13 protein-coding genes are annotated in these 17,628 nt (G+C 68.3%); 6 read left to right on the forward strand and 7 right to left on the reverse strand.

Annotated elements, in window-relative coordinates; genetic code table 11:
* The first annotated feature begins 1 nt into the window (after position 1).
* Together cobA and ASF21_RS06300 are read left to right on the forward strand one after the other, a co-directional pair.
* On the forward strand, positions 2-1,108 hold the full coding sequence (gene cobA, locus ASF21_RS06295) for a uroporphyrinogen-III C-methyltransferase (protein ID WP_055768174.1): 1,107 nt from the start codon (positions 2-4) through the stop codon (positions 1,106-1,108).
* Positions 1,105-2,226 (forward strand): uroporphyrinogen-III synthase, encoded by a 1,122-nt coding sequence (locus ASF21_RS06300; RefSeq protein WP_055768177.1) that lies wholly within the window; start codon positions 1,105-1,107, stop codon positions 2,224-2,226. Before cobA ends, ASF21_RS06300 begins: the two co-directional genes overlap by 4 nt.
* A gap of 15 nt (positions 2,227-2,241) precedes the next feature.
* Here the strand turns inward: ASF21_RS06300 and ASF21_RS06305 are convergent, their stop codons facing one another.
* From ASF21_RS06305 to ASF21_RS06315, 3 genes are read right to left on the reverse strand one after another with little or no spacing between them, the layout of a single operon-like run.
* Complete coding sequence (locus ASF21_RS06305) at positions 2,242-3,765, reverse strand: FAD-dependent oxidoreductase (protein ID WP_082471272.1); 1,524 nt, start codon at positions 3,763-3,765, stop codon at positions 2,242-2,244.
* The gene (locus tag ASF21_RS06310) at positions 3,762-5,939 is read right to left on the reverse strand and encodes a molybdopterin oxidoreductase family protein (protein WP_414826603.1); all 2,178 of its coding nucleotides are present in this window, start codon (positions 5,937-5,939) and stop codon (positions 3,762-3,764) included. Before ASF21_RS06310 ends, ASF21_RS06305 begins: the two co-directional genes overlap by 4 nt.
* Before the next feature lie 3 nt (positions 5,940-5,942).
* Positions 5,943-7,346 (reverse strand): MFS transporter, encoded by a 1,404-nt coding sequence (locus ASF21_RS06315; RefSeq protein WP_055768180.1) that lies wholly within the window; start codon positions 7,344-7,346, stop codon positions 5,943-5,945.
* Between the two features lie 238 nt (positions 7,347-7,584).
* Here ASF21_RS06315 and ASF21_RS06320 point away from each other — a divergent pair, with 238 nt between their 5' ends.
* The 3 genes from ASF21_RS06320 (at position 7,585) to ASF21_RS06330 (ending at position 10,212) form a co-directional block, all read left to right on the forward strand.
* The gene (locus ASF21_RS06320; RefSeq protein ID WP_157365756.1) at positions 7,585-7,758 is read left to right on the forward strand and encodes a hypothetical protein; all 174 of its coding nucleotides are present in this window, start codon (positions 7,585-7,587) and stop codon (positions 7,756-7,758) included.
* 342 nt (positions 7,759-8,100) lie between these two features.
* Positions 8,101-9,147, forward strand: coding sequence for an NAD(P)-dependent alcohol dehydrogenase (locus ASF21_RS06325; RefSeq protein WP_055768186.1), 1,047 nt, complete (start codon positions 8,101-8,103; stop codon positions 9,145-9,147).
* A 348-nt stretch (positions 9,148-9,495) separates the two neighbouring features.
* Positions 9,496-10,212, forward strand: coding sequence for a VIT family protein (locus ASF21_RS06330; RefSeq protein ID WP_055768189.1), 717 nt, complete (start codon positions 9,496-9,498; stop codon positions 10,210-10,212).
* A gap of 72 nt (positions 10,213-10,284) precedes the next feature.
* Here ASF21_RS06330 and ASF21_RS17475 read toward each other — a convergent pair whose 3' ends face one another.
* From ASF21_RS17475 to ASF21_RS06350, 4 genes are all read right to left on the reverse strand, one after another.
* Complete coding sequence (locus tag ASF21_RS17475; RefSeq protein ID WP_321166884.1) at positions 10,285-10,764, reverse strand: PaaI family thioesterase; 480 nt, start codon at positions 10,762-10,764, stop codon at positions 10,285-10,287.
* Positions 10,765-11,136: 372 nt separating this feature from the next.
* Complete coding sequence (locus ASF21_RS06340) at positions 11,137-14,088, reverse strand: GH32 C-terminal domain-containing protein (RefSeq protein WP_082471274.1); 2,952 nt, start codon at positions 14,086-14,088, stop codon at positions 11,137-11,139.
* 203 nt (positions 14,089-14,291) lie between these two features.
* Positions 14,292-15,263, reverse strand: a complete 972-nt coding sequence (locus tag ASF21_RS06345; protein WP_082471275.1) for a PfkB family carbohydrate kinase — start codon at positions 15,261-15,263, stop codon at positions 14,292-14,294.
* Positions 15,264-15,280: 17 nt separating this feature from the next.
* On the reverse strand, positions 15,281-16,282 hold the full coding sequence (locus tag ASF21_RS06350) for a LacI family DNA-binding transcriptional regulator (RefSeq protein ID WP_055769272.1): 1,002 nt from the start codon (positions 16,280-16,282) through the stop codon (positions 15,281-15,283).
* A gap of 167 nt (positions 16,283-16,449) precedes the next feature.
* Between ASF21_RS06350 and ASF21_RS06355 the strand changes: the two genes are divergently transcribed.
* Positions 16,450-17,565: a substrate-binding domain-containing protein gene (locus ASF21_RS06355; RefSeq protein ID WP_082471276.1), complete on the forward strand. Its 1,116-nt coding sequence runs from the start codon at positions 16,450-16,452 to the stop codon at positions 17,563-17,565.
* Positions 17,566-17,628: the final 63 nt, after the last annotated feature.

Genomic DNA, 17,628 nt, shown 5'->3' on the forward strand with positions numbered 1-17,628 from the left:
CATGCAGCTCGACGTCGATCTGGCCGGGCAACGCGTCGTGGTCGTCGGTACCGAGCAGGCCTCGCGCCGGGTCCTGGCGCGGTATCGCGCTGCCGGGGCCGACGTCGAGCGCGTGGGCGGTGTGGCGGCGCTCCATCGGGGCGCGTTGGCGGGCGCGCGCCTCGTCGTCCTCGTCGAGGGCGCGGCCGGGGGCGGATGCACGCCTTCGGCCGCGGACGTTCCGTCCGTGGCTGCCGGATCGGGGCCGGCGGGACCGGACCGGACCGACGTCGCCGGGGATCTGCGGGAACGCTGCCGGCACGCCGGTGTCCTGGTCGTCCGGGAGGAGGCCGCAGCCGGGGGGCCCGGCCACGTGACGCTGATCGGCGGCGGTCCGGGAGCGCTCGGCCTGCTCACGCTCGACGCCGCGGCCGCCCTCCGCGAGGCCGACGTCGTGCTGTACGACAGGCTGGCACCCACCGAGGACCTCGCCGTCCTCGCCCCGGCCGCGGAGCTGATCGACGTCGGCAAGCTGCCGGGGCACCACCGCGTCCCGCAGTCCGGCATCAACGACCTGCTCGTCCGGCACGCGCTGGAGGGGCGGCACGTGGTGCGGCTGAAGGGCGGGGACCCGTTCGTCTTCGGGCGCGGCAGCGAGGAGCTCGCTGCCTGCCTGGAGGCACGCGTCCCGTGCCGGGTGGTCCCCGGCGTCAGCTCCGCGATCTCGGTGCCGGCCGCGGCGGGCATCCCGGTCACGCACCGGGGCGTCAGCCACCTGTTCACGGTGGTCTCGGGCCACGCGCCCCTCTCCGAGGAGGAGCACCTGCACCTCGCCGGGCTCGGCGGGACCATCGTGGTCCTCATGGGCGTCTCGACGCTGCCCCAGCTGGTCGCGGGCCTCGGCCGCGCGGGGATGCGGCCGGACATGCCGGTCGCCGTCGTCGAGCGCGGCTACAGCGCGTCGCAGCGGACGACGGCGGGGACGCTCGCCACGATCGTGACCGCGGCGGGTGCCGCGCGCTGCCAGTCGCCGGCGGTGCTCGTGATCGGTGAGGTGGTGCGCGTGGGTCTGGAGCTGCAGGGCGGAGCGGCGCACCTGGCCCGCCTCACGGAATCGCTGGCCTCATGACCGAGACCCTCCGCATCGACACGTCCGGCGGACAGCTCGCCGGGTTCCGGATCGGGGTCACGTCCGACCGGCGCTCCGGCGACCTCATCGACGCCCTGGAACGGCGTGGGGCCTCCGTGTTCCACGCCCCCGCGCTGAAGATCGCGCCCATCGCCGAGGACGTCGACCTGCTCGCCGACACGGCCGCCATCGTCGAGGCCCGGCCCGATCTCTTCCTCATCACGACGGCGTACGGCATGCGCCGGTGGTTCGAGGCCGCGGACGCCGCGGGCCTCGGTGACGATCTCCTGGACGTGCTCGGGAGCGGCCGGATCTACGTCCGCGGCCCGAAGGCGCGGGGTGCGGTGCGCGCCGCAGGGCTCGACGACGTCGGCATCAGTTCCGACGAGACCACGGCGACGCTCGTGGACGAGCTGCTGGAGCAGGACCTCGCCGGGCTGACGATCGGCGTGCAGCTGCACGCCTACGCGGATGCGCATCAGCTGGAACGCCTGCGGTCAGCCGGCGCCGCCCTCCTCACCGTGACGCCCTACCGGTGGATCAAGCCCGAGGGATCCGAGCGGTTGCCCCGCCTCATCGAGGCCGTGTGTGCGGGCCGGCTGGACTGCGTGACGTTCACGAGTGCACCGGCCGTCGACGCGCTGTTCAGCACCGCTGCGGAACAGGGGCTGCAGGAGGAACTGATCCAGCGTTTCCGGCGGAGCGTCCTCGCCGCCGCCGTGGGCCCGGTCACCGCGCAGCCCCTGGTCGATGCGGGGATCGAGCCGATCGTCCCCGAGCGCTTCCGTATGGGCGCGCTGATCCGCCTCGTGTGCGACCACCTCGCGGAACACCACGTGGAGCAGCTCCGCACGCGCGCCGGATACGTGGAGGTGCGCGGCCGGTCCGTGCGGGTCGACGACGTCGAGGTGGACCTCGCCCCCGCGCAGCTGGTGCTGTTCAAGGCGCTGCTCTCCGCCCGCGGCGCGGTGCTGAGCCGGGACGCGCTCACTTCCCTGCTCGCGCACACCGGGGCCGGGCACGCACTGGACATGAACGTGAACCGCCTGCGGAAGTCGCTGCCCGACCCGCACCTCGTCGAGACGGTGGTCAAGCGCGGGTACCGGCTGCACGTCTGAGCACCCGTTGCCCGCTCACGGGGCCACTGCCGCCGCGTAATGCTGCTCGATCGCCGACCGGATGTCCTCGTGGCAGCCTCCGCACCCGGTGCCGGCACGCGTCCCCGCGGACACCTCCTGTACCGTCGTGCAGCCCGCGCGGACGGAGGCCTCCACCGTGCCCCGCGTGATGCCGGCGCACCGGCACAGCGTCGCCTCCGGTCCCGGACGGAGGGCCGGTGCCCCTCCCTCCACACCGTCGAGGCGCAGGAGGCTCGAGCGGTCGGCCGGCAGTTCGCTGCCCCGCTCGAAGAGCAGCACCAGTTCGGCGCCGGTCCGCGGCATGCCCACGCAGACCAGTCCCGCGAGGACGCCGTCGCGCGTCACCATCTTCGCGTAGCGGCCGTGGCCCGGGTCGGTCCATACGGCGACGTCGAGGCCGGGCTCCGTGGACCAGGGATCGGCGTCGGTCTCCCCGGCGGTCACGGCGTCGACACCGCGGGCCTTGAGGAGCAGGAGGGGGTCCCGCCGATCGGGCGGCCCGGCGGCGGCGGACGGGAGGGCGCCGGTGAGCTCGGCGGTGAAGGCCGCCCCGAGCTGGTCCGCCTGCTGCCAGCCCGGCCCGATCAGCCCCTGCGGCACGGTGGTTCCGGAGCATCCCGCGCAGGAGGGATCCCAGCAGCGCACTTCGGCGCAGTCGCCGATGGCCCAGATGTCCCCGGTGTCGAGCGCGCGGAGGTCGTGGTCCACGAGGATGCCGGCGGCGGTGTTGAGGTCGCAGCCATCCGCGAGCTCGGTCCGCGGACGGACACCGCAGGCGATCACCAGCGCCCCGCCCTCGACCTGCAGGCCGCCCTCGAGGGTGAGGCCCGAGAAACGCCCGTCCGTCAGGGTGATCCCTGTCGAGGCACCGCCCGTCACGGTGATACCGGTCCGGGCGAGCGCCGCTCCGAGGACGCGGGCGCCGTCGCCGAGATGGCGTTCCAGCGGAGCGCGGCCGGAGTGGACGAGCGTGACGCGTGCTCCCTCCTCGGCGGCGGCGAGGGCGGCCTCGATGCCGAGGATCCCGCCGCCGAGCACCACGATGCGCCGGTCCGCGGCCATGGCCGAGGAGAGCGCCCGCGCGTCGGCGAGATCCCGGAGGAAGCTGACACCGGCAGGCAGCAGAGCGTCGTCGATCCCGGCGAGCCGGGGGAGGACGGGGCGCGAGCCGGTCGCGAGGACCAGGCGGTCGTAGTCGACGCTCCCACCGTCGTCGAGCAGCACGCGCCGGAACGGCCGGTCCACCCGGGTGACGCGCGCACCGAGCCGGACGTCGATGCCGAGGGTGGCCAGTGCCGCGGCGTCCGCGAGCCGGATGGCCCCCTCCCGGGTGCGGCCGACGGCGACATCCGCGACCAGGACGCGGTTGTATGCAGCCTCCGGCTCCTGGCCGATCACGGTCACCGCGACGGCGCCCGCAGCGACGAGCGGTTCGAGGTGTTCGAGAAGGCGTGCGGCGACGGGCCCGAAGCCCACGATCACGATGCGCTCGGCAGCGGATCCGCCCATGGCCGTCATGCGTAGACCTCCTGTACCTGATCGTCCCCCTGGGCGCGCGCGAGGAGGCGGGTCACCCGTACCGGCGTCGTCTTGAACTCCGGCATGCCCGAGACCGGGTCGGTCGGCCCGCCCGTCAGGAGGTTCGCGCTCCCGGCGCCGGCGAAGTGGAAGGCGAGGAACACCGTGTCCTGGCGGATGTCCGGGGTCAGGTGGGCGGTGGCCTGCGCCTCCCCGTGCGTGCTGGTGACGAGGACGGGGTCTCCCTGGCCGATCCCGAGCCCCTGCGCCGTGGCGGGGTGCAGGTCCAGGCGGGGCCCTGGCCGGGCGGCGAGCAGCTCGGGCACGCGGCGCGTCTGCGTACCCGACTGGTAGTGCTCGAGCAGGCGGCCCGTCGCGAGGAGCAGGGGCGCCGGGATGCGGGCCGCCGCACTGTCGGCGCGCGGGGTGACGGGGACGAGGACGGCCCGGCCGTCGGAGTGGGCGAAGGTGTCGAGGAAGAGCCGGGGCGTGCCGGTGCTGCCGGTCGGATAGGGCCAGTAGGCGGGGGAGCCGCCGTCGAGCACGGCGTAGTCGAGGCCGGAGTAGTCGGCAGGGCCGCCGGCACTCGCGCGCGCCAGCTCGTCGAACATGGTCTCCGGGTCCTCGCTGAACACCGAGGGGGCCTCCAGCAGGCGCGCGAGTTCCTGCAGGATCCACAGCTCGCTCCGGGCGCCGGCCGGCGGCGTGACGGCGGCGCGGCGGCGGAGGACGCGTCCTTCGAGGTTCGTCACGGTGCCCTCCTCCTCGGCCCACTGCAGCACCGGGAGCACGATGTCGGCGAGGGCAGCGGTCTCGGAGAGGAAGAAGTCCGAGACGACCAGCAGGTCCAGGGACTCCAGGCCCGCGATGACCGCGGAGGCGTCGGGTGCCGAGACCGCCACGTTGGCTCCGTGGACGAAGAGGCAGCGCGTGGCGTCGGGTCGCCCCAGCGAGGCGAGCAGTTCGACCGCCGGAAGTCCCGGTCCGGGGATGGTGTCCTCGGGTACGCCCCACACGGATGCCACGTGCGCGCGGGCTACAGGGTCGGTGATCCTGCGGTAGCCCGGCAACTGGTCCGCCTTCTGTCCGTGCTCGCGGCCGCCCTGCCCGTTGCCCTGGCCCGTCAGGGTGCCGTACCCGTTTCCCGCGGTGCCGGGCAGGCCGAGGAGCAGAGCCAGGTTGATCGCGGCCGTGGTGGTGTCCGTGCCGTCGGCGTGCTGCTCGATGCCGCGCCCCGTGAGGATGTACGCACCGGGTCCGCCGGCCGTCCCGCTGCGGGCGCCGCGGGCGAGGAGCCTCGCCGTCGCGCGGATCAGCGGGGCCGGGACGCCGGTGACGGCCTGGACGCGCTCGGGCCACCAGCGCGCCACTTCCCGGGTGACGTCCCCGTACCCCCGCGTCCGGGACGCGAGGAAGGCGCGGTCCTCGAGACCCTCGGCGACGACGACGTGCGCGAGTCCGAGCAGGAGGGCGAGGTCCGTCCCCGGGGTGGGCTGGAGGTGGAGGCCCTGCCCCTGTCCGGTCAGGCGTGCGGTGGCGGACCGGCGGGGGTCGACGACGATCAGTCCGCCCGCCGCCTGTGCGCCGCGGAGGTGCTGGATGAAGGGCGGCATGGTGTCCGCCGCATTGGATCCGAGCAGCAGCACCACCGACGCGTCGTCGAGGTCGGCCAGGGGGAACGGCAGGCCGCGGTCGACGCCGAAGGCACGGTTCCCGGCGGCTGCCGCGGAGGACATGCAGAACCGGCCGTTGTAGTCGATCCTCGAGGTGTGCAGGGCCAGCCGCGCGAACTTGCCGAGGGTGTACGCCTTCTCGTTGGTGAGCCCGCCGCCGCCGAAGACCGCGACGGCATCCTGACCGTGCTCGGCCTGGATGCTCCGGACGCGTCGGGAGATGAGGGGGAGCACGGTGTCCCACGTCGATTCCCGGAGCACGCCGTCCGGTCCACGCAGCAGGGGAGCGGTGAGCCGGTCCGGGTGGCGGAGGAGGTCGGCGGCCGACCAGCCCTTCCGGCAGAGCCCGCCGCGGTTGGTGGGGAAGTCGCGGCCCGCGATCGTGGCGTCGTCGTGCCGTCCGGTGTCCCCGCGGACGCTCCGGGAGCCCGCCGTGACCGTCATGGCGCACTGGAGTGCGCAGTAGGGGCAGTGCGTCTCGGTTCCCACCTGGGTCAGCACGAATCAGACCTTGCCGACCGTGGACGAGCGGCGGAGGTAGAAGAACCAGGTGACGGCGAGCATCAGGACGTAGCCGGCCACGAAGCCGTAGAAGGCGTTGTCATAGCTGCCGGTCGCACTGTTCGACGCGTTGAGCACCTGGGGGATCAGGAAGCCGCCGTAGGCACCGACGGCGGAGATGAGGCCGAGGGCCGCGGCTGACTTTCGGGCGGTACTGACCGACTCACGGACCTCCCCTGCCTGTCCCGCTGCGCCGCGCCGGGCGAAGATGATCGGGATCATCCGGTACGTGGCACCGTTGCCGGCGCCGGCCGCCGTGAAGAGGACCAGGAAGAGGCCGAGGAAGAGCCAGAAGTTGCCCAGGGGCAGCGTCCAGACCACGGTGAGGGCAATGGCCGCCATCACGGCGAAGGCGCACACCGTGATGATCGCACCGCCGAAGCGGTCCGCGAGACGCCCCCCGAACGGGCGGGCGAGCGAGCCGACCAGCGGGCCCAGGAAGGCCAGGGTGAGGCTGATCCCCATCATGTCGATGGTCCTGAAGGCCGGGAAGGAATCGGCGATCAGCTTCGGGAAGACGCCCGCGAAGCCGATGAACGAGCCGAACGTCCCGATGTAGAGGAGCGCCATGATCCAGAGGTGTGGCTCGCGGACCGCCGCGAGGGATCCGGCGAGGTCGCTCCTGGCGCTCGACAGGTTGTCCATGTACTTCCAGGCGCCGAACGCGGCGACCAGGATCAGCGGGACCCAGACCCACCCGGCGAGGGGGATGCCCAGGGAGAAGGCCGCTCCGAGGCCGATCACGACGGGGACCACGAACTGCGCGACGGCGGCACCGAGGTTGCCGCCCGCGGCATTCAGCCCGAGCGCCCAGCCCTTCTCGCGGGCAGGGTAGAAGAAGGTGATGTTCGCCATCGAACTGGCGAAGTTGCCGCCACCGAGACCGGCGAGGGCGGCGACGGCGAGCATCACGCCGAACGGCGTCTCCGGGTTCGAGACGCACAGGGCCAGTCCGACGGCCGGGATGAGCAGGAGCAGGGCCGAGATGATGGTCCAGTTGCGTCCGCCGAATCTCGGCACCATGAAGGTGTAAGGGATGCGCAGCGTCGCACCGACGAGGGACGGCATGGAGATCAGCCAGAAGATCTGCGACGTCGTGAAGGTGAAGCCCGCCGCCGGCAGGTAGACGACGACGATGGACCAGAGCTGCCAGACCACGAAACCGAGGAACTCGCAGGCGATGGACCACTGCAGGTTGCGTCTCGCGATGGACCTGCCGACGCCGTTCCACTGCGCGGTGTCCTCGGCATCCCAGCCGTCGATCCAGCGGCCGGGGCGATGGGTCAGCGCGGTGACGCCCGATGGTGGTGGGGCAAGGGTGGGGGATGCTGCCTCGTCGATGCTCACGGAGTCCTCCAGGGATGGTGTTCGAGCGTTTCCCCGAGGCTAGTGAGGCCGCGTTTCAGGTCTTAGCGCGCTGCGTGAACGACTCGTGACGATCACCTATCCGCGGCGCAGGTGCATCGTGAGAAGTTCCGGCGCGGTCCTCCTCCGGCGTCGACCCGTGTGCCGTGCCGGCCGGCTGGAGGCACCGGGGCCGGCAGCCGCTGGACGCGAAGAAGCAGGATCAGGGGTCTTGTCCTCGATGAGCCGTGCCGACCGGATCCAGGAGGGTGCGGCCGTGAGGAAGGAGTGCCTGTCGCAGGTCAAGAACCTGCTGGCGGGCCTGAACGCCCTCGGTGAGCACGGGCCGTTCGGCCAGCGGACTCCGAAGCAGCTCCCGCTCACCTCGTCCTGCATGCTTGTGGCGTGCCGTTGAGCGTCTCAAGCCACTCGACGATGGCGGCGCGCGCAATCAGTAGCGCTGGATTCGGTAAGATCGACTGTCGAGCATCGACCGCCGACGAATCCGCTACGACGAACAGATCGGCTACTACGTAGGGATCGCTGATCAGGCACTGTCGAAGAGGTGCCGATCGTGGGGCCTCAGACGATGCGCTGGCGGTCACCCGGCGTCACCAGGGTCCACCCCGCGTCCTGTGTACCTCGAGGCCGCGGTCACCATCGACCGACACCAACACGCCAGCTGTCGTGAAGACGCACTGATGCCTCATCTGTACGCCCACAGCCTGCCCACACCCCGCCCTTTTCAAGGAGAATCATGCGCACCGTCAACGCCGTCGCGGCACCGTCCGCCACCGAACCACTGATCAGGACCACCATCGAGCGCCGCGACGTCGGCCCCAAGGACGTCCTGATCGACATCGCCTACTCCGGCGTCTGCCATTCCGACATCCACACCGTGCGCGGCGAGTGGGGCGACATCCAGTACCCCCAGGTCGTCGGCCATGAGATCGTCGGCACCGTGAGTGAGATCGGCTCCGAGGTCACCAAACACGAGGTCGGCGACCGCGTCGGCGTGGGCTGCATGGTCAACTCCTGCGGTGAGTGCGAATACTGCGTCCGCGGTGACGAGCAGTACTGCAGCAAGGGCAACATCCAGACGTACGGCGGCGTCGATCCCGCCGACGGCACCATCACCCAGGGCGGCTACTCGCAGGCCGTCGTCGTCACCGAGGACTTCGTGCTCCGCGTCCCCGAGAGCCTCGACTTCGAGAAGGTGGCCCCGCTGCTCTGCGCCGGGATCACCCTTTATTCGCCGCTGCACCACTGGAAGGCAGGCCCGGACACGAAGGTGGCCATCGTGGGCCTCGGCGGTCTCGGCCACATGGGCGTGAAGATCGCCGCTGCCCTCGGCGCCGAGGTCACGGTGCTCTCGCAGACGACCTCAAAGAAAGAGGACTCCCTGCGGTTCGGCGCGAAGGCCCACTACGCCACGAAGGAGCCGGAGACCTTCACGGAGCTCGCCAACTCGTTCGACCTGATCATCAATACGGTCTCGGCGAAGGTGGACATGGGTGCCTACCTCGGCCTCCTCAAGGTGGACGGGACCCTCGTGAACGTGGGCGCTCCTTCCGAGCCCCTCGGTGTCCCCGCGTTCGCCCTGATCCCGGGCCGCCGCAGCTGGGCAGGTTCGATGATCGGCGGAATCCGCGAGACGCAGGAGATGCTCGACTTCTGCGCTGAGCACGGCATCCACCCCGAGACGGAGCTCATCGGTGCCGACGGGATCAATGACGCCTACGAGCGTGTGCTGAACTCTGACGTCCGCTACCGCTTCGTCATCGACGCCGCCACCTTCGCCTGACGCGTGCGAAGGAGGAACGGGTCACCTTCACCCCCCCCCTCGGTGAAGGTGACCCGTTCCGCCACCACACACGCGGGGCTGATACCCCCACGGATGACGACCACTTCAGACGGCGGAACCTATCGCTGCGCCCGTCAACTCTCGGCAGCGTCGACCTGCCTGATGAGGAAGTGGACACTTCAGCCATGGACGGAGTGGTGTGCGCGGGTAGAACTGCCGGCGAAACCTTCTGGGGCATGACTGCCCGACAGCCCGTTCCGGAGGGTCAAGGCACGCCGGCTGCGGTGCCGGTCCTAGGTGAGCCGTTCCTGCGTGGCTGGATCCGGACGTCGGGTGTTGACTGCTTCCATGACAGATGAACAGGGTCTGGTAGAGCCCCATGACAGTGGTGTTGCGGCACGGTTGAACTGGCTGCGGGCTGCCGTGCTGGGAGCTAACGACGGGATCGTGTCCACAGCGGCCACGGTGATCGGAGTCGCCGGCGTGACGAACATCCTCGCGCCGATCCTGGTCGCCGGCACCGCCGCGGTGGTGGGCGGCTCCGTCTCGATGGCCCTCGGCGAGTACGTATCGGTCAGTAGCCAGAAGGACAGCCAGGAAGCCCTGATCGAGAAGGAGAGGCAGGAGCTGCGGGAGGATCCCGACGGTGAGCTCGACGAGCTGGCCGGATTGTACGAGGCCAAAGGCCTCACGCCCGCCACGGCCCGGCAGGTTGCTGTCGAACTGACGGGTCATGACGTCCTGGCCGCCCACCTCTCAGCCGAACTGAACATCGACGAACTCGAGGTCGTCAACCCCTGGCATGCAGCGTTAGCTTCCGCTGCAGCGTTCGCGGCTGGTGCCGTCCTACCGCTGCTCGCGATCCTCCTTCTGCCGAAGGAGGTCCGCATACCACTGACCTTCGTCGCGGTCCTGGTGGCGCTGACCATCACCGGGGCTGTCAGCGCCCACGTCGGCGGGAGCTCCCGGCGGCGTGCCATGCTCCGCCTCGTCCTCGGCGGCGCACTGGCGATGGCGTTCACCTACCTCGTCGGCGCCCTCCTCGGCACCACCGGCATGGTCTAGCCGCGGCATGCTCTCCGCGTTGGCGCCGTCGAGATGGCGAACAGGGACGGCAATGTCGACCGATTCCCCCTGTCAACCGAGGGGGAGGATGAGCAAGGACCCTGTGGCGGTCGCCACCAGCGCGCCACTGGCGTCAGTGACGGTGCCATCAGCGAAGGCGACCCGCTGTCCCGGCTTCGTCACGACCCCGACACAGGTCAGTTGACCGCTATCGGACCGGGCCGGCCGCAGATAGTTCACTCTGATCTCGATCGACGTGTGGCCGACTCCTTTTGGGAGAGTCGTCTGCACAGCACAACCCAGAGCGGAGTCGAGGAGAGTGCACACCAGTCCGCCGTGAACCGTGCCGATCGGGTTGTCATGCGGTTCGTCCGGCGGCAGGTGAAGGGAGCCGTTCCGGGAGCCGCCTCGACGAGCGTCACACCCATCACGTGGTTCATCGGCGGCGGAGGGAGTTCCTTCCCCATCATCGAGTGCAGGTAGTCGATCCCGCTCACCCCCGGCATTGCTTCGGCGCCGACAGACGGATCTTCCCACGTGATGTGCCGTCACGTTGTGTCACGCTGCTCCTCGATGTGTGCGATGTGTGCGATGTGTGCGATGTGTGCGATGTGTGCGATGTGTGCGATGTGTGCGATGTGTGCGATGGGTGCTCCGGGTGCTCCGGGGATGATCTGCGTCCTACTGACATTCGCCGACAATTGATCTTCTGTCCGGTGCCTCAGCACCTGACAGGCTGCCCGAGCGAGTGGGATGCGCTCGGTACTGTGCATGACCGAACCCAGACACCTCGACGACAGGTGTCTGGGTTCACGCCGTTTTATCGTGCTCACAGGCGAGAGCCGGTAGCCCGTGTGTGGGCTACCGGCTCTCGCCTGTGGTGTTACCGATGATTCGAAGGACTGCGGCGCCTCCTCCTTGCAGCTACTTCTTCGCCTTCTGCACCACGACGGTCTGCTTGGTCGTCTCCGTTGCTCCCTTGCTGTTGGTGAGCACTGCGGTGTACACGTACTTGCCCGGCGCCCGGTTGGTGATGTCCACGATGGCGTTCTGGGGCTTCGGGGTCGCCCATGCGAGCTTCTGGGTGTGGATCTGCTCGCCGTTCTCGTACAGGGTGAAGCTGCTGCCGTTCTCCCCGCTCTTCAGGTCCATGGTGACGGTGTAGTTGCCGTCGTGGGGCCCTTTGTCCTTGCCGTGGTCGATGGACAGTTTGGCTTTACCAGGCGCCGTGGAGGCGTTGTCCTCGGGCTTCTCCGGTACTGGTCCGTGCCACATGGCGGGTGTCAGGGGGGTCACGGTCAGGCCCTCGAGGGTTGCTGTGCCGCCGGAGGAGAACAGGCCTATCTGGTTGGCGCCGACGTTGGGGAAGACCTGGTCGGTGATGGTGGTCAGCCCGTCGTTGGCGAAGACTTCGACGGAGGCCCGGTCGACGTAGACGCGCATGGCGACCTGGCCGTCTTTCAGCGGGACGGGGGCGTCCTCGATGGAGGAGAACGCGGGGTGGAAGCCTTCGTTGCCGGAATTGGTGCGATCCACGAAGAGCCTGCTGGTCTGTGCGTTGTAGCCGATCTTCGTGGCTTCGGTTCCGTCGCCGAGGACGCTGAGGCCGAACGTTTCGGCGTCGCCCGGACTGAAGACGGCATCGATCTGGACGACGTCGCCTGAGACGGGGAGGGTCTCGGCGCCTTCGGCGATGGTCCGGGGTCCGGTGGTGTAGGCGGCATCGTCCTCGCGCAGGATGTCGATCTGGTCAACGACTTTCTGGACCAGGCGGGGGCCGTCTGCTGTTTCGGTCAGGTTCACTTCGCGGGGCAGTGACATGGAGCTGCGCCATGTGGTGGTGGGGATGTCATTGGCGTAGTCCCAGTTGCTCATCCAGCCGAGCATGATCCTCTTGTTGTCGGGGACGTTGCTGAAGGAGACGGCTGCGTAGTAGTCCTTGCCCCAGTCGAGCCAGTCGTAGTCCTCCAGGCGGGATACGGCCGGTTCGTCGGAGAGCATGAATTCGTCGGCGAGGATGTGGCCCCAGCCGCCGCGGTTGTTGTCGACGACGGTGATGCTGGCTTCTCGTCCCTCGAACTCGCTGACGTTCCAGCTCTTCCAGTCCAGGGTTTCGCTGTTGTTGCCGGTTGCGGTTCGGACGACTTCTCCGTCTACGACGAGGTTGACGGAGGTTTCATCGCTGCGGGTGAGGGCGGGTTCCTCGCCAAGGACGACGTGGTCGAAGGTGAGGTGTCCCCATCCTCCGGAGGCATTGTCGACGATTCGCAGGGTTGCTTGCTTGCCGGTGTAGGCGGTGACGTCCCAGTTCTGCCAGTTGAGCGATCCGGAGTTGTCTCCGGTAGCGGTGTGGACGACCTGGCCGTCGATGACGAGTTCGGCCTGCAGTGTTCCATCGGTACGTCGTCCGCCGCCGATCAGGAAGCTCAGATTCGTGTTGTCGATGGTGAACTCGGGAGATGTTAGTGTCCCGGAGTTGTTGTCACCGTCAGGTCCGGCTTCAAAGGTGTTGATGCGGCCGGTGCCGATGAAGTTCTCGCCGCCGGCTGTGGAGGGGTTGCGGGCGGCTTCGAAGTCTCCGTCGATGATCCACCCTTGATCGGTCAGGGTGCCTTGGGCGTATTCGAAGCCGTTGAAGAGGAGGGTTCCGGGTGCTGGGGTGTTTTCGAGCTGGCCGCCGGGGACGTGGGGGTGGTTGCCGCCGCCGACCAGGAAGTTGATGTGGTCCTGGCTTCCGACGGTGAAGGTGGGGGATTGGATGGTCCCGACGGGCCAGTCGCCGTCGTTGAAGCCGTTGATCAGCCCTGTCCCGGTGTGCCCGGAGACCGTGGTCTGGCCAGGAAGCGCGCCGGAAGCGGGGGTATCGGACCAGGGGCCGTTCTTCCAGTTCCCGGGTTCGTTGTTGACCGTCCAGCCGTTGTACGTTCCGTCGTTGAAACCGGCCAGTGTCGTGCCCTCGGGCACGGAGTCCACGGGTTCGGTCGTGTCCGAGGTGAAGGTGGTGCCGTCGAAGTCTCCGACGAAGTACTGGCCGCCGCTTCCTCCCGCGACAGCTCCCGGGTTGAGGTTGACGATCATCACCCATTTGATGTTGTTCGGGTCGCCGTCCACCGCGATGGGGAAGAGGTCGGGGCATTCCCAGATGCCTGCGGTGGAGTTGGCGGGGCCGAAGTCGCTGAGGTGGGTCCAGTCCTTCAGGTTGTCGCTCTTGTAGAGGACGACCTTATGGTCGGTTGCCTCGACGGTTGTCATTACCCAGTACGATCCGGCAGGGCCGTCGTAGCGGAACACCTTGGGGTCCCGGAAGTTTGCCGAACTTCGGTCCAGAACGGGGTTCCCGTCGTACTTTGTCCAGGTCTGTCCCTCATCAATGCTGTAGGCGAGGGACTGGGCCTGCCGGCCGGCGAGGGTGGGATGCGCACCGGTGTAGGCACTCGTGTAAATCGCGAGTAGGGGCGGGTTCTCTGCGGTGCCGAACCCCGAGGAATTCGTTTCGTCGACGACGATCGAGCCCGAGAAGATGTCCTCGATCGCTACCCCGTCGGCATTGACAGTCTGCGGGATGGCCAGGGGCTGTTCTTCCCACTGCAGCAGATCCGTGGACGTGGCGTGCCCCCAGCTCATGTTGCCCCACGTCGTCCCGTAGGGGTTGTGCTGGAAGAACAGGTGGTACTGGCCCTTGTAGTAGACCATGCCGTTCGGGTCGTTCATCCAGTTCTTCTCGGGACTGAAGTGGATGAACGGGCGGTACTGCTGGCTGGCAGGATCAATCGGTGCTTCTTCGGCCAGAGCGGGGCCGCTGGCGGCCAGGAGCGATGCGGCAAGAGCGGCGATCACACCTGCTGTGAGGGTTTGGCTGCGGGTTCCGGACTTCATGGTCTAGGTACGCCCTTCATTGCGCGTGTCAGCTGTCCTGACAACGTTGTCAATTGGTGAGTGTGATGCTACGCACTGTCTACCGGACAATTCAAGGACGACGTTCCGGCTTCATGGGCCGAGGATTGGGGGCCCGATACAGCCAGAGATCCGAAGCCATGTTCTTAACGAAATCTGCGGCGAGGCGTAGAGGGTGGCGGCGCTCAAGGCTGCCGCAGGAGGGCGCCGGGCTCACGGCAGGTGGCGGCTGCGATGAGCATTGCTTCCGCCAGCGCGGCTCTCGTCTCGGAGGCTGCCCCGGGCATTCCGTGTCGGACGAGTGTGGACACCATGGACGCCAGGGTGGCGTCACCGGCGCCCATGGTGTCGATGATCGGTCCCTCGCCAGGGGCTATGGGTTGGTGGACCGCGGGCTCATTGGCGCGCAGGAGCCAGGCGCCCAGCGGCCCGGCGGTGGCGAGGATGGTGGGCGCTCCGGCGTCGAGGAGGCGCTGACTGAATGTGTGGAGGTCTTCGGCGGCGAGGAGGGCTGCGTCGTCGTCGCCGACTTTGCTGAGGAAGCTCCGGGTTGCCATGGCCGTGAAGTTGGCGAGGAAGAGCTCCCTGTTGGCCATCATGCCCGAGCGAGGATTCGGGTCGATGACAAGGCGGCGCTCGGGCCGGCTGATCAGGGCCGTCAGCGCATCGACTTCCCTCTGGTTGTCGAAGGGGAAGCAGCTGACGGCGATGAACTCTGCCTGCGCCATGGCCACACGGTGTGCGTCCTGGTAGAGCAGGGTTCGGTGCCTCGCGGCGTGGTTGAAGGCGTAGCGGGGCTCACCGTCGGTGCGATCCGAGACGGCACGGGAGGTGCCGTAGGGCGCAGGTGTTGCGAGCAGCTCGACACCGTGAAGGTCCAGGAACCCTTTGATACGCCGGCCGTCCTCGTCGTCGCCGACCATGGCGATGAGTGTTGTCGGTACTCCGAGCAGGGTCAGCCCGACGGCGACATTCAGAGCTGCGCCGCCCACGAAGGACTGCGACCCGCCTGGCTCGCGTAATTCATCGATCAGCGCGTCGCCGACGACGACCACGCGCGAGGCACCAGGGCCTCCAGGATTTCCAGGGCGTGCGGCGGGTCGATGCTCGGTGCGCGGTGAGGATTGGGCGACGTCCTTCAGGGCGTGAGTGGTCATGGGTTTTCCTTCTGTTCTCAAGGCTGCACGGAGCGGATCTCGCCGCTGCCGCGGACGATCAGGGTGGTGGGCACGATGCACGTGCGCGCCGGCGTCGCTTCTCCGTCGAGCCGGCCGATGAGGCGCTGAGCAGCTGTCCGTCCGATTTCCTCCGGGTCCTGGGCGACGACGGTGACACCGGGATCGAGAAGATCGGAGAGCTGGAAGTCGTCGAAGCCGACAAGTGCTGTGCGGCGGTGCGCCTCACGGGATCTCAGTGCCCGTATAGCGCCGATAGTCACAAGGTTCTGGCTGGTGAACACGGCCGAGGGGGGTGTGGCGGAGTCAAGGAGGGCGAGCATGGCCTGCGCTGCGGATCGCTCGTCGTGGAGGTTCTCGATGACCGGGATGTCTCCGGTCGGGATTCCCGCGCGGCCGAGAGCGTCGAAGAACCCGGCGCGGCGCTGAGCGGCGGTATAGATGTCGCTGCGGTCTCCGAGGTAGGCGATCCGCCGGTGACCGTGATCGAGCAGGTGGTTGGTGGCTGTGGTGGCCCCCGCGCGGTTGTCGCTCATGACGCAGTCGCCGGTGATCCCGGCGGGCTCCCGGTCCACGAAAACGATCGGGGTGCCGTGACGCATCTCGGATGCGAGATAGGACTGGTCACGGGAAATCGTCGTGAGGATCAGCCCGTCGACCCGTCGGCGTAGAAACGCCGCTACTGATGACTGCTCCCGTTCGGCATCGTCGTCGAGACTCGAGGCGAACACTGCAATCCCCCGTTCCAGGGCGAGGTCCTCGATGGCCCTATGCATGGCCCCGGCGAAGGGGTTGTCGACGCTGCTCACCAGAAGGCCGAGAGTCCTGGTCCGCCCGTCTGCTCGCCTCAGGTTCCCCGCCTGCTCATCAGGGTGGTAGTCCAACGACCGTGCGGCGTCCATCACCTTCGCGATGGTCGCGGCTGAAACGTTCGGTTCCTGATTGATGACCCGCGAGACCGTCTTGATCCCTACGCCGGCCAGGGCGGCGACGTGGCGCATCGTGGGGCGCGAACGCGGCGCGTGCGCTGAGCTTTTACCTGACATCGATGTCACGTTCGAATCTCCATCGTTCCGGAAAGGGTTGACTGTGAGCCAGATCATAGTCTATACCTGAAATGACATCGTTGTCAGGGAGGATGCCTCCCGCCACCAAAGGAGATTCAAGGATGAATCGCATGACATCCCATCCGTCCCACTCGACCCGCCGGCGTCTGATGACAGCGGGTTCCGTCGTGACCCTGTCGCTCCTGGCTCTGACGGCCTGCGGGGGAGGAGACGCGTCGTCCTCGTCGGGCGACAGTGCTGGCTCCGGTGACGGTCCGATCGGTGTCTCACTGATCGTCAAGACCACCACGAACCCCTTCTTCGTCGCGATGCAGGAAGGCGCCCAGGCAGCAGCCGAAAGCGAAGGAGTCGAGCTGACCCTCGCTGCCGGCGAGGAAGACGGCGACGAAGACACCCAGATCCAGGCCATTGAGAACGCCATCTCCAAGGGCGACGCCGGCATCCTCATCACGCCCAACGGCCCGGCCGTCGAGGATGCGCTCACAAAGGCCCGCGACGCCGGCCTGTTCGTCATCGCGCTCGACACCCCACCGTCGGATCCTGAAGCCGCAGACATCACCTTCGCAACCGACAATTTCGTCGCCGGGCAGGAGATCGGCAAGTGGGCTGCTTCGAAACTTGCCGGTGAGAAGGCGACCATCGCCATGATCGACCTGTTCGACGACAAGATCGTCTCGGTCGACTACAACCGTGACCAGGGTTTCCTGGATGGGATGGGTATCGACACGGCCGATGCCGAGACGAACGGGGACGAAGAGAAGACCGGTTCCTACAGCGGCGGCGACTACGAGATTGTCGGCAACGAAGCTTCCCAGGGCGCCGAGGACGGCGGCCGTACTGCAGCTGAAACCCTTCTGAGCGCCAACCCCGACATCAACGTCGTCTACACGATCAACGAACCGGCCGCCTACGGCGCCTACGAGGCCTTCAAGGCCGCCGGCAAGGACGACGTGATCGTCGTGTCCATCGATGGGGGGTGCGCCGGCGTAGGTCAGGTCGATGAGGGAATCATCGACGCGACCAGCCAGCAGTATCCCGTGAAAATGGCTGAGCTCGGAGTCCAGGCGATCGCTGACCTGGTCGAGACGGGTGAGGCTCCCGAGCCTACCGACGGCAAGGACTTCTTCGACACCGGCGTAGCGCTGGTCACCAACGAGCCGCAGGATGGCCTCGAGTCCATCGATGCCGCTGCCGCCAGCGACATCTGCTGGGGATAAGACACCCCTCGACATAGTCGGTCCGCGGGTCGACACTTTCCCCGCGGACCGACTATCAGCACC

This window comes from Arthrobacter sp. Leaf234 (assembly GCF_001422665.1).
GTDB lineage: Bacteria > Actinomycetota > Actinomycetes > Actinomycetales > Micrococcaceae > Arthrobacter_D.

Coding starts and splice junctions, on each gene's coding strand:
- cobA (WP_055768174.1), top strand. CDS start 2: ATGCAGCTCGACGTCGATCTGGCCGGGCAACGCGTCGTGGTCGTCGGT.
- ASF21_RS06300 (WP_055768177.1), top strand. CDS start 1,105: ATGACCGAGACCCTCCGCATCGACACGTCCGGCGGACAGCTCGCCGGG.
- ASF21_RS06305 (WP_082471272.1), bottom strand. CDS start 3,765: ATGACGGCCATGGGCGGATCCGCTGCCGAGCGCATCGTGATCGTGGGC.
- ASF21_RS06320 (WP_157365756.1), top strand. CDS start 7,585: ATGAGCCGTGCCGACCGGATCCAGGAGGGTGCGGCCGTGAGGAAGGAG.
- ASF21_RS06325 (WP_055768186.1), top strand. CDS start 8,101: ATGCGCACCGTCAACGCCGTCGCGGCACCGTCCGCCACCGAACCACTG.
- ASF21_RS06330 (WP_055768189.1), top strand. CDS start 9,496: ATGACAGATGAACAGGGTCTGGTAGAGCCCCATGACAGTGGTGTTGCG.
- ASF21_RS06340 (WP_082471274.1), bottom strand. CDS start 14,088: ATGAAGTCCGGAACCCGCAGCCAAACCCTCACAGCAGGTGTGATCGCC.
- ASF21_RS06345 (WP_082471275.1), bottom strand. CDS start 15,263: ATGACCACTCACGCCCTGAAGGACGTCGCCCAATCCTCACCGCGCACC.
- ASF21_RS06350 (WP_055769272.1), bottom strand. CDS start 16,282: ATGCGCCACGTCGCCGCCCTGGCCGGCGTAGGGATCAAGACGGTCTCG.
- ASF21_RS06355 (WP_082471276.1), top strand. CDS start 16,450: ATGAATCGCATGACATCCCATCCGTCCCACTCGACCCGCCGGCGTCTG.